The sequence below is a fragment of the Vibrio orientalis CIP 102891 = ATCC 33934 genome (assembly GCF_000176235.1).
GTDB lineage: Bacteria > Pseudomonadota > Gammaproteobacteria > Enterobacterales > Vibrionaceae > Vibrio > Vibrio orientalis.
Genome location: NZ_ACZV01000004.1, coordinates 92633 through 107167 on the forward strand (window position 1 = coordinate 92633; position 14535 = coordinate 107167).

The 14535-nt window shown below is 43.1% G+C and carries 13 protein-coding genes and 1 pseudogene; 10 read left to right on the top strand and 4 right to left on the bottom strand.

Going from position 1 to position 14535, the window contains the following annotated elements:
* Window positions 1-258 precede the first annotated feature (258 nt).
* Window positions 259-804 (top strand): TetR/AcrR family transcriptional regulator, encoded by a 546-nt coding sequence (locus VIA_RS03985; protein WP_004411260.1) that lies wholly within the window; start codon window positions 259-261, stop codon window positions 802-804.
* 68 nt (window positions 805-872) lie between these two features.
* Here VIA_RS03985 and VIA_RS03990 read toward each other — a convergent pair whose 3' ends face one another.
* The gene (locus VIA_RS03990; protein WP_004411262.1) at window positions 873-1757 is read right to left on the bottom strand and encodes a LysR family transcriptional regulator; all 885 of its coding nucleotides are present in this window, start codon (window positions 1755-1757) and stop codon (window positions 873-875) included.
* A gap of 117 nt (window positions 1758-1874) precedes the next feature.
* On the opposite strand from VIA_RS03990, the gene VIA_RS03995 reads away from it, so the two are divergent.
* Window positions 1875-2621 carry an SDR family oxidoreductase gene (locus VIA_RS03995; RefSeq protein WP_004411264.1) on the top strand — a complete coding sequence of 249 codons (747 nt, stop codon included), beginning with the start codon at window positions 1875-1877 and terminating at the stop codon, window positions 2619-2621.
* A gap of 52 nt (window positions 2622-2673) precedes the next feature.
* Here the strand turns inward: VIA_RS03995 and VIA_RS04000 are convergent, their stop codons facing one another.
* Both VIA_RS04000 and VIA_RS04005 read right to left on the bottom strand, forming a co-directional pair.
* A complete protein-coding gene (locus tag VIA_RS04000; protein WP_004411265.1) occupies window positions 2674-4014 on the bottom strand; it encodes a lyase family protein in 1341 nt (446 codons plus the stop codon).
* Window positions 4015-4057: 43 nt separating this feature from the next.
* Window positions 4058-5563: an aldehyde dehydrogenase family protein gene (locus tag VIA_RS04005; protein ID WP_004411266.1), complete on the bottom strand. Its 1506-nt coding sequence runs from the start codon at window positions 5561-5563 to the stop codon at window positions 4058-4060.
* 217 nt (window positions 5564-5780) lie between these two features.
* On the opposite strand from VIA_RS04005, the gene VIA_RS04010 reads away from it, so the two are divergent.
* The 8 genes and pseudogenes from VIA_RS04010 to VIA_RS22475 all read left to right on the top strand — a co-directional run.
* Window positions 5781-6665 carry a LysR family transcriptional regulator gene (locus tag VIA_RS04010; RefSeq protein ID WP_004411267.1) on the top strand — a complete coding sequence of 295 codons (885 nt, stop codon included), beginning with the start codon at window positions 5781-5783 and terminating at the stop codon, window positions 6663-6665.
* 205 nt (window positions 6666-6870) lie between these two features.
* Window positions 6871-7890: an aldo/keto reductase gene (locus tag VIA_RS04015; RefSeq protein ID WP_004411268.1), complete on the top strand. Its 1020-nt coding sequence runs from the start codon at window positions 6871-6873 to the stop codon at window positions 7888-7890.
* A gap of 531 nt (window positions 7891-8421) precedes the next feature.
* Window positions 8422-9759, top strand: coding sequence for a dimethylsulfonioproprionate lyase DddP (dddP, locus tag VIA_RS04020; protein WP_004418477.1), 1338 nt, complete (start codon window positions 8422-8424; stop codon window positions 9757-9759).
* A 9-nt stretch (window positions 9760-9768) separates the two neighbouring features.
* A complete protein-coding gene (locus tag VIA_RS04025) occupies window positions 9769-11370 on the top strand; it encodes a BCCT family transporter (protein ID WP_004411271.1) in 1602 nt (533 codons plus the stop codon).
* Window positions 11371-11795: 425 nt separating this feature from the next.
* The gene (locus VIA_RS04030) at window positions 11796-12089 is read left to right on the top strand and encodes an ArsR/SmtB family transcription factor (RefSeq protein WP_004411272.1); all 294 of its coding nucleotides are present in this window, start codon (window positions 11796-11798) and stop codon (window positions 12087-12089) included.
* Window positions 12076-12648 (top strand): RNA polymerase sigma factor SigZ, encoded by a 573-nt coding sequence (sigZ, locus tag VIA_RS04035; protein WP_004411273.1) that lies wholly within the window; start codon window positions 12076-12078, stop codon window positions 12646-12648. The genes VIA_RS04030 and sigZ overlap by 14 nt, the downstream gene beginning before the upstream one ends.
* Before the next feature lie 110 nt (window positions 12649-12758).
* Window positions 12759-13448, top strand: coding sequence for a glutathione S-transferase family protein (locus VIA_RS04040; RefSeq protein WP_004411275.1), 690 nt, complete (start codon window positions 12759-12761; stop codon window positions 13446-13448).
* A gap of 57 nt (window positions 13449-13505) precedes the next feature.
* Window positions 13506-13613: pseudogene (locus tag VIA_RS22475) on the top strand (RNA polymerase sigma factor SigZ); the annotation flags it as partial.
* Between the two features lie 9 nt (window positions 13614-13622).
* Here the strand turns inward: VIA_RS22475 and VIA_RS04045 are convergent.
* Window positions 13623-14504, bottom strand: coding sequence for a LysR substrate-binding domain-containing protein (locus tag VIA_RS04045; protein ID WP_004411277.1), 882 nt, complete (start codon window positions 14502-14504; stop codon window positions 13623-13625).
* Window positions 14505-14535: the final 31 nt, after the last annotated feature.

Genomic DNA, 14535 nt, shown 5'->3' on the forward strand with positions numbered 1-14535 from the left:
TACCAAGGTTCTGCCACACTCAAATGGTCGTCAACACTATTACTGGAAGCACCATGTCTAATCTGTCTTTTTACGGTAGATATTGGGTCGGTTGACCCAATGATTTTCATGCTAAAGGTTGTGGATTGACCTGTCAATGGGTTTGTGGGTCGGTTGACCCAATAGTGCAAGTTGGTATAATTCGAGATTCCGGCAAAGATCTAGCTATATGGGGATATACGATTGAACAACCGTAGTATTGCAACAAGAAACCAGATTATGGAAGCCACTTTAGCTATCTTGAAAGTCTCTGGTGTAGAAGGGGTGACGATGAGAAAAGTTGCTTCAATGGCAGGTAAGAGTCTTAACAATGTCCAGCATCACTTCAAGAATAAAGAGATATTGTTGAATAACTTAGCGGATTTTTACTTTACTCAATGCTATGACGATATTGCACAGTTTTCACCCAGCAATCGAGTAGACGAGCCAAAACAAGTGCTCTATGAGTTTGTCCTGTTCATATTAGGGCAATCTGAGCACATTAGTGATGCGTGCCTTGTTTTTAGAGAGCTTTGGGCTGTTGCGACTCGAAACACAGAACTTGAGGATAAACTCAATCAATTTTACGTAACCTCAATAGATAGAGCTTGTATCTTTTGGAGTGACTATGACAGAGCAAATGCAGAAAAAGCAGCATCACTGCTCCTGCCTTATGTTGAGGGTTACTCTATTCAACACAAAGCTTTGCCTGTTGATAAAAAACAGATGGCTGAACTGCTCTCAGAAACGCTTCACACTCTGTTGACTCAACCCGTTAATGATTAGGGTCGGTGGTATTCAAATGGATGAGGCTGTTTCTCCTACTCTGCTAAGTCATTGCTATTGTAACTAAATCACTCCTGCCACTTTGAAAAATGGTCGATTAAGAAGTCGATTGCGAGTCTTGCTCTTAACGGTAGGAAGCGTCGATTCTGATACACAATCCAGCTGCTATTACCACTTCCCCAATAAGGCTCTAGAATAGGAACCAAACGGCCAGATAAAATTGCATCTCTAAAGCTACTTTTTGGCAGATACGCTATGCCTAACCCCTTTTCACAAGCTTGCAAGACAGTATGGACATTATTACTTTTCCATCGACCTTGAACTTTCACTTCATCTAAGGGCTTATCATCTGCTTCAAATAGCCAAACATCTGTATTGGAGACAATACAATTGTGATGCCTAAGTTGTTCAGGATGAGTCGGTAAACCATGCTCATCAATGTAATTCTGGCTTACTGCTACCATCATTGGTCGGTCGACTAGCTTTCTAGCGACAAGCCCTGAATCATTAAGTCGTCCGTAACGAATCGCAAAATCAAAGCCATCTTCAATAAAGTTCACCATGCTGGTATTGAAGTTTAATTCGACCGTGAGGTTGGGATGTTGCTTGGCAAACTCCATCAAAGCAGGTGCAACATAGTTTTCTGCAAATACACCAGCAGCGCTGACTCGTAGCACACCACGTAACTGCGTCTGCTGGGTGCTCAGTTGCTCATTGGCTTGTTGAAGTCCAATCACTAACTCTTTGCACTGTTGGTAATAGGCTTGACCTGCCTCCGTTAAGCTCACCATTCTTGTCGAACGCGCTAATAACGCAACACCTAGTCGCTCTTCCAACCTTGTGACTTGACGGCTAACGTGGCTAGTACTACAACCTAACTGTTTTGCTGCAGCAGAAAACCCCGAGCTTTCTGCAACCGTTACAAACTCGTTGATGCCCTCAAAACTTTCCATGCTCACCTTTGCTATTTGGCAATAATGTTTTCCTGAATAAACGTATTATCACTTAAATTCAAAGTAATTAGTATAGAGGCGTTCAATAAGCAAACACTAAGAGTTAAGGAAAACATCATGAGTGACATTTTATCATCAGGCAGCGTTGCATTGGTCACAGGCGCTAGCAGCGGAATCGGCGCCGCTACTGCCCGACACTTGGTTGCCCGCGGACTACGTGTGATTGGCACTGGACGCAGCCTTGAGCGACTAAAAGAGCTTGCAGATGAGCTAGGTGAAACTGGACTGATGATCGAACTCGACGTTCGTGACGAAGACGCTGTCGCTGCCGCATTGGCTGACTTACCCGCCGAGTGGCGTGAGATTGACATTCTAGTAAACAATGCCGGCCATGATGCTGGCGGTTGGCAGGAATTTCAGGATCTCGATCGTACGGCAAGCGATGATGTAATCAACACCAACGTCACAGGCCTGATCCGCATGACATCACATGTTATACCAAGGATGCTCAATCGAAATCGGGGTCATATCGTTAATATAGGGTCGATCAGCTCATTCACGCCCTATCCGAAATCAGCAGTCTACTGTGCCAGTAAGTTTGCCGTAGATGGCTTTACCCAATCCCTACGTATGGACATGGCTAACACCGCAATCCGCGTCACACAGATCGACCCTGGGGTAGTGCTGACTGGATTCCAATTAAGCCGCTACAAGGGTGATCAAGCTGCGGCGGACGCTTTTATTGATAGCTACCCGACCGGACTAACACCGGACGATGTCGCACGCGCTATTTGTTTTTCACTGGAACAACCACCTGGCGTGATGATAGACCGAATTGTACTACAGCCTACGCAAGGAGCCTGAGCCACATAGCTGGAGTGCGTAATCGACTTGGCTATTGTCTATAGATTACAGGTTACCGCTTCAGTATCTCTTGTAACGTCTCTTTCAATTCAGTTGAGTTTTTAGCCTCTTTAACATGGTCTAAAGTCGCTTTATATCCAATTTTTGACTTGACCCGCACGACGAGTGGCACCAAGGCAGACTCATTACGCGATTGTGTCTCTGAGTTAACTTCTATTCCGAAAATACACTTTTCAGTGAGTACCGAGATTCCCTTTTCTAGGTGATCTATGGCATCGAGTAGATTGGTAATCAGTAGCATTCCCCACGGGTTATAATCTAACTCTCCATGGATGTGTGCTTGTTTAGACGAATAGCAATGCCCTTGTGCCTGCATAGCAGACTGAATGGCAAACTCGGGAATCGTAGGGTTTACTTTTCCTGGCATAGCACTTGAACCAGCCTGTACCGCTGGAAGTGTAATTTCCGATAAACCGCCCTCGGGACCGGAAGACATTAAACGCAGGTCTTTCGCTATCTTGATAATAAAGCCCGCTAAGTTCTCCACCTGACTTACACAATGAATTTGAGCATCAAATGATTGGCTGGATTGAAATAAGTTATCGCTCTTGCGAAGCTCTATACCAATAACATCTGAAAGTACTGCGATACAACGCTCGGCATAAGCCGTTGAGCAGTCGCCACTTCGCCCAATAATATTACCGCTTAAATTAACAGCCTGAAGGTCATTGCGACACGCTTTAAGGTGCATTTGATAGGTGCGTAGTGATGCTAAGTAACCACCCCAAAATTGTTTAAACTCAATCGTGACTGCATCCTGCATACAGGTTCTGGCGAGTTTGGAACTGTCGCTGTGATTCGCCATTAAATACTCAAGTGCGTATATCAAGCGCTCAGTGGTTGTATCTAAGCGATCAAGGGCTTCAATAGCAGCCAAATGACTTGCTGTTTGCAAGCAGTCGCTCGTTGAATGATTCATGTTAATGGCGTCATTCGGATGAGCAGGAGAATAAGTGCCGTAGGGCTGGGCATAATAGCTATGATTGACAATGTTAGCGACGACCTCATTGACATTCATATTAACGGAAATCCCACCACCCCCATGAAAAGCGTGAACGGGGAATAGTTCCCTCTGGTAGTTTTCTAATATGGACTGACAGGTGTTTTCAACGTTCAATGAAAGCACTGGATCCATTTCTCCGATTTCCCTGTTTACACGAGCAGAAGCTAATTTGATACGTAAAACAGCGTTGATAAGTGAAGCGTAGTCGCCAAGTGTTTTTTGATTGTCTACGGGGTACAGATTTAGAGCTCGCTGTGTTTGAGCACCATAAGGGAGTAATACCGGGATTCTCACTTCACCAATATTATCGACTTCGATTCTGTATTGCATGATTTTCCTTAATTGGGCGGATAGAACCGCCCAACATATGTGATTAGCTTTCGCCGTAATAAACCCAAATACTCTTCGTTTTGGTGTAAGAAGATAGCGAATGAATGGCCATCTCTTTACCCCAACCACTTTGTTTAAAGCCGCCGAATGGGCTAGCAAGTCCATAGCAACCATATTTGTTCACAAACACCATACCAGCATCAATCTTATCAACCATTCGGTGCGCACGAGTGACATTAGACGTGTATATACCTGCCGCAAGCCCATATTCAGTGTTGTTGGCTATCCTAATTGCATCTTCTTCGGTTTTGAATTTGATGCAAGAAAGTACCGGGCCGAAGATCTCTTCTCGTGCGATTCGTGCATCTTCAGGCACTTCCGAGAAAATCGTTGGTCGAACAAAGTAGCCCTGTTCATTACCATTTAATGTATCTCGCTCACCACCAGCTACCAGTTTTGCTTCTGTTTTACCGATCTCAATGTAAGACATGATTTTATTGAACTGAGCTTCATTACACTGAGGCCCTTGTTCACTTTCAGGGTCTAGTGGATCTCCGCATTTTACCGCTTCAGCTTTGGCAATTAGCTTCTCAAGAACGTAATCGTAAATCCCTTCTTGGATTAAAAATCGCGTTGGTTCGGAGCATTTTTCACCTTTGTGAGAGAACATCACAGTAAAAGCACGGTCGATCGCAGCGTCTAGGTTTTCGGTGTCCTCGAAGAAAATACAAGGAGACTTACCGCCAAGCTCAAGCGTGACTGATTTCATGTTTGATTGGCCGCTATTTTCAATGATTTTGCGACCAATAGGTGTACTTCCGGTAAAGGAGACTTTTTGGACGTTATTGCTGACTGTAAGCTGATTTGAAGCTGCGCCATCAGCAATAACTAGGTTTAAAACACCGTCTGGAATATCAACGCTTTCAACAATCTTTTCTATCAAGTATAGAGAGGTCAAAGGTGTAAACTCGGATGGTTTAAGAATGACCGTATTCCCCATAGCTAAAGCCGGAGCGATTTTCAGTGCAGCCTGATAAAGAGGGAAGTTCCAAGGTGCGATAAGTGCACATACCCCAACCGGTTCTTTATTCGTGAAGTTAAGGTATTCAGGATCGACAGGTGACGTTTCGCCATAAAACTTATCAGTCCAACCGGCATAGTACTCAAAGATGTCAGCACAAGTTGGAATATCGTCTGCTAATGACTCTGTTAAGAGTTTGCCATTTGGAAGCGTCTCTAGCACCGCTAAAACTTCAGTATGGTCACGAATAACTTGAGCAATATCGCTAAGAACTTGGGCACGCGCCGTTCTACTTATTTGGCTCCATACGCCAGATTGGTGAGCTTGTGAGGCAACAGCCGCCGCTTCTTCAACCAGTTGTTCATCAGCTAAAGGGATGTTACACAACACATCTCTGTTACTAGGATTGGTTACCATCCAATTATTCTCTGAGTTACCAAGAACCCATTGGCCGCCAATAAATTGTTTTTTGTCTTTGCTCAGCCATTCTTTGGCTGCAGTAATCGCAAGGTTGTATTGGGTTTCCATATTTTCTCCAAACAGCGCATTTTGTCATTGTGGTCAGTCCTTAAAAACTTACAGGTGTCACAATTTCACAACAACTGAATTAAAGTAATTAACATATGAGTTTTAATCGTTAGAATGCAGCAGAATCTACGCAAGCGCGCTATGTCGAAAGTTAATGTGAATCACAGTGACAGGAGTTGAGTTCTAAGTCGCTGTATTTGTGACCAGGAGCAAGATAATGAGACAACTACCCTCGCTTAATGCCGTTCGAGTATTTGAAGTTGCAGGCACCCACTTGAGTTTCACTGCTGCGGCAAACATCTTAAATGTTACGCAGGGGGCGGTTAGCAAACAGATAAAACAACTCGAGGAGTATTTGGGTGTACCGCTTTTCAAACGCACATCTACTCGTGGTCTATTGGAATTAACACCAATCGGGGAGCAAGTGCTTAGCACGATTTCTCGCTCTCTTTCTGAGGTAGAAAAAGGGCTAGAGGTTATCCGCAACCCTAATCTCCAGCAACGATTGGCTATTCTTGCCCCTCCCACCTTTACCAGCCGTTGGTTGAGTGTTCACCTCGTTAACTTTGCTAAAGCATTCCCTCAATATGACTTACAGATCTACAGCAAACGAGAGCAAAGTACTCTGTATGATATTGAGATCCTTTTTGATGAAGTTGGTGAGTTCTATGCAAAAGACAACTTGTTGTTTAAAGAAAAGTACATTGCGGTTTGCAATCAAGACCTAGTTACCGAGAGCATGAATATTGAGGCCCATACACATAAAATGCTCCATATTCGTCATCATGGTCATAATCTCCCTGCATGGAAAGACTGGCTTGACTCAGCAAATATTCAATTGGTAGAGGGGCATCGAAAAGGCATTTCGATGAGTACTCAAGAGCAGGTAATCAATACCGCTATCGCTGGTGGAGGGTTCGCGGTTGTTGATTTGAACATGGTATATCACTCACTTAAAAAACAAGAACTGATTCAATTCCATCCTTTGCAGTGTCGCAGCAGATATGGGTACTTCATTCATGTCCCGACTCCCAAAGTCGGCACGAGTAAAGTTGAGGCATTTCTCTCTTGGTTGAAAGAAGAATGCCTTAGCGTGTCTTAGCTTCAACTTTTTAAACAATCATATTTTATGTCTTAACTATAAGGTGTTGTTTTTTATCAGTTTTAATTTTCATGGTAAGGTTTTGAGAACTAAACTCATGTAACCCTAACTTATATTCACTCGTGTTTTGTTGGTTTTTGGATCTAAATATTTAGGTCGAGAAACAAAAATCAAACATTTATTTTACATAATGCGAGGGGTGAATATGGAATACGTACAACTGGGTAACTCTGGCCTCAAGGTGTCTCGTTTGTGCCTTGGTACAATGAATATGGGCTCTAAGGAATGGAAACCTTGGATCTTTGATGAGAAAGAGAGCGAACCAATCATTCGCCATGCTATTGATAATGGTGTTAACTTCATTGACCTTGCAGACTTCTATTCGTATGGAGCTGGTGAAGAAGTTGTTTGTAATGTACTCAATCGCATTGGACAACGCGACAAGCTGATTGTAACGACTAAAGTTGGCTACCAAATGAATGATGACATCAACGCGCAAGGCCACTCTCGCCAGCATATAATGAACTCGATTGATGCGTCGCTAAAGCGCATGAAGATGGACTATGTAGATATTTACATGCTTCATTTCTTTGATGTAAATACGCCTGTTGAAGAAACAATGTGCGCTCTTAATGATATCGTACGATCAGGTAAGGCTCGCTATATTGGTGTTTCAACCATGTATACATGGCAGCTCGCCAAAATCATTCAGGTATGTGATCAAAACGGTTGGGTAAAGCCAATCAACATGCAATTGCAATATAATTGCGCCTACCGAGAAGAAGAGAGAGAGATGATTCCATATTGCCAAGACCAAGGTATTGGGGTGTCGGTATTTAGTCCTCTTGCTCGAGGTATCCTCACCAATGATATGCAGTCTAACCGAAACAAGACTGATTTCTTTACTGCGGAAATGTATAACGACAAGGCTTCATTTGATGTTTCTACTTCTGTTGCTCGTGTAGCCGAAAGGCACAACGTAGCCCCGGCTCAGGTAGCCCAAGCTTGGGTACTATCAAAACAATACGTTTCATCGATGTTGGTTGGTGCCGATACACCTGAACAATTCAATAGCGCCTTAGCTGCTTTGGAGATGAATCTAGATCAAGATGATATATTTGAGTTAGAACGCAATTACACGCCTTGCGATATAATTAATGATTATACTGCAGGCAATCGTATTCCTCGATCTGCTCGTCTTCCTAAAGGCATATATGCTAAATAATAATTAGGTATATAATTTAATCTGCATTTAAATGGCATGTAACGTGCCATTTTTTGATCTTCCTTTTTGTTATTTGTATGTATTACTTCTTCAGCCTTAATATAACAGCCTCATGAATGCTTCTGGCTATTATTCCTGAGTACAGTCAAAAAACGACTGAGTTATTTCGACTACAAATCTCTCTCGCTCTAAAACTTCTCTGCTCTTACCGATGTTAAGTCGTTTCATTTAACTTACTGATACCTAAAATAATCTCCCGTATTCCCGCGCTACTGATAAATCACACAGAGCTCACATAACTAAGGGGGATTTAGCCGAATTGCAACAGAGGATTAACAACGCGTTCTTGATGCCTATCACTTTTGACATATAAGTATTTGAGAACGATTTTACCTAACTGTTTGTTAAGTCGTGATATTCGCTACAGCATGAATTTTGTTCTTACGTATGGGACTTTATTTCCATTATTCACTAATAACATTGTTGTAACATTGAGCCTAATAAATACGGTAGTTTATTAAGGGAAATAAAATGACAAACCAATTTGTACTTGGATCCAACCGAAAAATAGATCCGTCGCGTCGACGCGCAACACAATTAAAACCAGATGGAAGCGTGAACGATAACGATCGAGTTGAGATTGGACCTACCGCTCTAGCATTCCAAGAGTGGGCAGACCTAGGTATCACACCTCCCAATCTACATCAGATGCGGGAATATCGATTGAAACGTATCGTTGACCAACTTCAAGCTCGTGACTTGGCCGGAGTTTTGTTATTTGACCCCCTAAATATTCGTTACGCAACAGATTCGACCAATATGCAGCTTTGGATAGCTCACAACCATGCTCGTGCCTGTTTTGTATCTGCAGAAGGCTACATGATTCTTTGGGATTTCCATAACTGTGAACATTTATCCGCACACCTACCGCTTGTAAAAGAAGTACGTAACGGAGCCTCGTTTTTCTACTTTGAAACTGGAAATCGAACCAATGAGCACGCCCATCATTTTGCAAAAGAGATTGCAGACATCGTTAAGCAGTACGGTGGTGGGAGCAATCGTATCGCCGTAGACAAGATAGAGATTGTCGGCTTGCGTGAACTCGATAAACAGGGCCTTGAACTCTTTGATGGCCAAGAAGTAATGGAGTTAGCTAGAGCGGTTAAAAATATCGATGAGATTAATGCGATGCGCTGTTCGATTGCATCGACAGAGATAGCAATGAAGAAGATGCAAGAGGCGACTGTTCCTGGCGTTACTGAAAACGACATTTGGTCGGTGCTACATGCGGAGAACATCAAACGCGGTGGTGAGTGGATAGAGTGTCGAATTCTATCTTCAGGTCCTCGCACAAACCCATGGTTTCAAGAGTGTGGCCCTCGCGTAGTAAAAGAGGGAGAACTATTGGCGTTTGATACCGATCTCATTGGTCCTTACGGGTTCTGTGCAGACCTATCACGCACATGGTTAATCGGTGATGTAGAAGCCACCGAAGAACAGAGACATTTATACCGCGTGGCCTATGAGCATATCCAACACAACATGGAAATACTAAAGCCAGGTATGACATTTGAAGAAGTAACGCGCTCAGGCCTTTTACTTCCTGAAAAATACCGACCACAACGCTATGGCGTAATGATGCACGGCGTCGGTTTATGCGATGAATATCCTTCAATACGTTATCCAGAAGATTTAGAAGGTCATGGGTATGACGGTGTATTAGAGCCAGGCATGGCACTTTGTGTTGAAGCATATGTTGGCGCTGTCGGAGGCAACGAAGGGGTCAAATTGGAAGACCAAGTCATTATTACAGAAGATGGGTTTGAGAATCTAACGAATTACCCATTTGAAAAAGAGTTATTAAAGTAGGAGCAGCACATGACATCCGTACCTAAAAACACTCATAAATTATTAGTAAGCGCAGGGGCTGGGGTAATTTTAACTCTGTGCTTTGTCTATGTTTTACTTGCTCCAGAAGCAAGCACTGACATGTTCGCAAACCTGAAGAACTATATCGCACATAAGTTTGCCTGGTTTTACATGGGCAGTGTGGCGTTGTTTATCACTATCTTGATTTTCAGTGCTTGTAGCCGAGTCGGAGACTTAAGGCTTGGCAAAGATAATGAGAGGCCGGAGTTTTCTGGGTTTGCGTGGGGTTCGATGCTATTCAGTACAGGGATGGGTATTGGGCTTGTATTTTTCGGCGTCGCCGAGCCTGTCATGCACTACATGAATCCTCCTATCGTTGAGGCTCAGACAGATGTTGCAGTTAGGGAAGCAATGAACATCACGTTCTTTCACTGGGGAATCAATGCATGGGCTATTTACACCATTGTCGCGCTTGTTATTTCTTACGCAGCCTATCGTAAAGGCCGTCCACTAGAAATGCGAAGTGCGTTTTATCCAATCTTTGGCGAGCGAATCAACGGACCATTAGGCGTAGCCATTGATGTCTTTGCTGTACTTGCAACAGTGGTTGGTATCGTTACCCCCCTTGGATTTGGTGTACAGCAAATCAACGCAGGCTTAAACTATGTACTTGGCGTCGAGATTAGCACAGGCAATCAAATTGTCCTGATTACAATCATTGGAGTAATGACATGTATTTCGCTAGTACTTGGCCTAAAGAAAGGGATTAAAGCTCTATCACTCATCAATATTTGTGTCGCAATTGGACTAATGACGTATGTATTTTTAGCCTCTAATACCACCTTCATCCTTAATTCAACCGTTGAGAATATTGGCAACTATTTAGCGAGCTTTGTACCACTGTCTTTTGATACTTACGCTTTTACCAACCCAGATTGGTTTTATGGTTGGACACTTTTTTACTGGGCGTGGTGGATTGCTTTTGCTGCACCAACTGGACTGTTTATTGCTCGAATTTCACGTGGTAGAACAATACGAGAGTTCGTGGTAGGTGTACTTGTTATTCCGGTAGGGTTTTCTTTCGCATGGCTGACAATATTCGGTAATAGTGCGTTGGACCTTATTCATAACCAAGGTGTTGAGGAGCTAAGTGCGGCTGTAATGACAAACTCTTCATCGGCGCTGTTTAAGTTTTTTGAGTTGGTATCTGATTGGAGTTTACCTAGTTACTTAGCATTATTCAGTATTTTCGTATTCTTTATAACGACCTCCGATTCGGGCACGCTTGTTATCAATACTCTGACGTCAAAAGATGAAGATAATGCTCCGATTTCACAACGTATTGGCTGGGTAATAGCAATTTCTGGTATCACTAGCTTGTTACTAATGAGTGGAGGCATGACCGCCATTCAATCGCTACTCGTTATTATGGGATGCCCTTTCGCCATTATGGTCACGATGATGAGTTATGGGTTTATGAAGTCTGTGTATATTGAAGTCTATTCACCCGCAACCAAAACGAGAGGAGCAGAATTGGATGAAGTGATTAGAAAAGCAGAGCAAACGGAGATTGAATATAGGAAAGCTCAAGTCATCCATGGTGGAAAGTAATCATATTGAGTTAGATTCTTTAAGATCAACATCATAGATATTGTAATGATTATGCGGCTCTCCTCACTTTCAAGTACCTCGTTAGGGATACTTGAAAGTGAGGAGAGCAATCAATCTTCCATCCTTCCCTTATATTTCTACATCATAAAGATTAGACACCCAGTTAACCGCCTTTCCATACCTATGGTTATCAATGATTTGCTAAATTAGAAAAGTCACTGACTCACTTTTGTCCAGAAACATGCTACACCGTTTGGAAGTAGTGTTGTCTGGAAGCAACGAATCGGATCTTATGAGTTTCAACTTAGCGGGAATAGTTCCTACACAAGACTGCTGTTGGAAGCGATCTATTTGCACACCTTCTATTTGCAAATACGCTATATTTCGATTATTTTGGAAATATATTATTTGCTATGGAGTTTCTAATGGAACTTGAAGTTGTTGCTAAAGCGCTCAAAGAGCTAGGGCATCCTACACGTCTTTCGATTTACAAGTCAGTAGTAAAGGCGGGATATCAAGGTATTGCAGTCGGGAGCCTACAAGAAGCGCTTGGTATACCCGGTTCGACGCTTTCTCACCATATATCTAGCCTGGCATCAGCGGGGTTGTTGAGTCAGCGCCGTGAAGGGCGCACACTATTTTGTGTCGCCGAGTATCAATGCCTTGAAGGGGTAATTGGCTTCCTACAAGATGAGTGTTGTGCTGATGAGCGCTGCTAGTTCCTCTCTCAATTTAGAGCAGGTCTGGGCTCAATATCAGCAAGGGCTCAAGAAATTCTTGCACACTAAAGTCAGCAATCCAGATGATGTTGATGACTTGCAACAAGAGATCCTGATTAAGACTCATCAAAATCTGCATACTCTGAAAGATGCCGACAGCGTTAAGTCTTGGCTATTTCAACTGGCTAACCGCACTATTATCGACTTCTACCGCAAGCGTGCTCGTTATCAACGGGAGAGTGAGATACAAGCAGAAGACCTATGGTTTGAACAGCAAGAAGATCTGATCGAGCAAGAGATGGCAAAGTGTATTCAGCCATTTGTTAATGCCTTACCGCAAGAGCAAGCTTCTCTATTGTCAGAGGTTGATCTTAAAGGCGCGAGTCAAAAGCAGCTCGCAGATAAAGTTGGATTAAGCTATTCGACGCTTAAGTCGCGAGTTCAAAAAGGCCGCGTTGAGCTAAGAAAACTGTTTGAAGATTGCTGTACTTTACAACTAGATAAAAACGGCAGCGTGATTGATTGTGAAGTAAAATCAGATGGTTGTGGAAAGTGCTGAAAATAATGTCAAAAAAAATCGTCTGATCGTCGTCTTTTAAAAAATCTACCCGTCTTAAGGATGTAAGTGATGCAAAACAGGCATCCACCCTAAATGAGAAGAGTAGCAACATGATTAAGATTATCAGCTTTAAAATTTGTCCATTCGTGCAACGTGTAACGGCGGCGTTAGAAGCGAAGAAGATCCCATACGAGATTGAATACATCAGCCTAAGTGATAAACCTCAATGGTTCTTAGATATCTCACCAAATGGTCAAGTACCGTTGCTTGTGACGGAAACGGGCACAGCATTGTTTGAGTCTGATGCGATCATTGAGTACATCGAAGATGAGTTTGGGCCACTAGAACAAGGCGTGACTAACGAGCAACGCGCACTCGACCGCGCATGGAGCTACTTAGGCTCTAAACATTACTTGCCGCAATGTGGCACTATGCGCAGCAGTGACCAAGCAACACTGACAGAGAAGGTAGCCAACCTCGCTAAAGCGTTCGCTAAGGTAGAAAAGCAAGTGGCTGGCCCATTCTTTATAGGCGAGCAACTTAGCAACGTTGATATGGCGTGGTTACCTTTGCTGCACCGCGCTTACATCATCAAAGCGCACACCTGTTTTGATATGCTCGATGGTTTTCCAAAAGTTCAAGCGTGGCAACAGCAGCTTATGGAAACTGGCCTAGTAGAGAAAACAGTCGCGGAAGACTTTGAAGCGGCATTTACCGGTTTCTACCTATCTGAGCAAACCTTCCTTGGTAAAGGTGAAGACTGCAAGCCAAACAACGGCTGTGGCACAAACTGCTGTTAATTAATTGAGATTATGACGAAGCCTCGCGAATTTGCGGGGCTTTTTGCTATTTGAGACTTGGTATCACAGCAAGGAATCAAGAAATTCCTGCACTCTAAAGTCAGCAATCCAGAGGATGTTGATGACTTACAACAAAAGATTCTCATCAAGGCGCGTCAAAATCTGTTACGTTTTCTATTGTCCAATTATATCTTTTAGCCAAAGTAAGAACGCTTGAAATTTTGGTCTTTTTTCCATTCCCGCAGGGCAAACCACATCATAACCTTTATCTGAGTCGATGACTGCGAATGGAGCGACGAGTTCACCTGTTTCTAGCAGGTGACGGTCAAACTCCATTCGTCCTAACGCGACCCCCATTGACTGTAACGCTAAACTCGTCGTGTGTTCATGTGTGATTAGATCACTCGTAACGGTACAATCAATATCAAGCCTTAGCTCTCTTAAATACCTTTTCCAAGCGGTATGCCCACCACTGTGAATGAAGTTAACGTGTCTTAGGTTATGTGGGTTATCAAATAGCTTATGCTTTCTCGCGTACTCAGGGGTGCAAATAGGTACACGTCTCCCCCTAAGTAATCTTTCACTGTAATGATCTGGATGATTCCCGTTACTGTAGTAGATCCCAATATCAAGGGGGTCAAATTGGAAGTCTGATTCATTCTGTTTAGTGATCAGTTTTATACTTAGGTTTGGATACATAGCGCGGAATTCCTTAAGGTTCGGTATGATCCACGCCCCCGCTATATAGGGAGATGTTCCCACGCAAATCTCGCCACTTAACTCCCCTTTTTGTATATCAGAGAGCTCGGAAAAAATGAGTTCGAAGGAAGTATTGAGCATTCCCAAAACGCGAGATCCCTCTGGCGTTAATTCAAGCTTTCTTGTTTTACGCACAAATAGCATGAAATTAAGGAGCCCTTCCAATTTCTTAATTCTTTGACTCACCGCAGCTTGAGTCATGAATAGTTCTTTTGCTGCAACGGTAAAGCTAAGGTGCTTAGCCGCTACGCTAAAAGTGTGTAAGTGCGAAAGGAGTAGCTGTTTATTCTCAATCATCATTTTTACATAAGGTGAGCTTATTTATAAG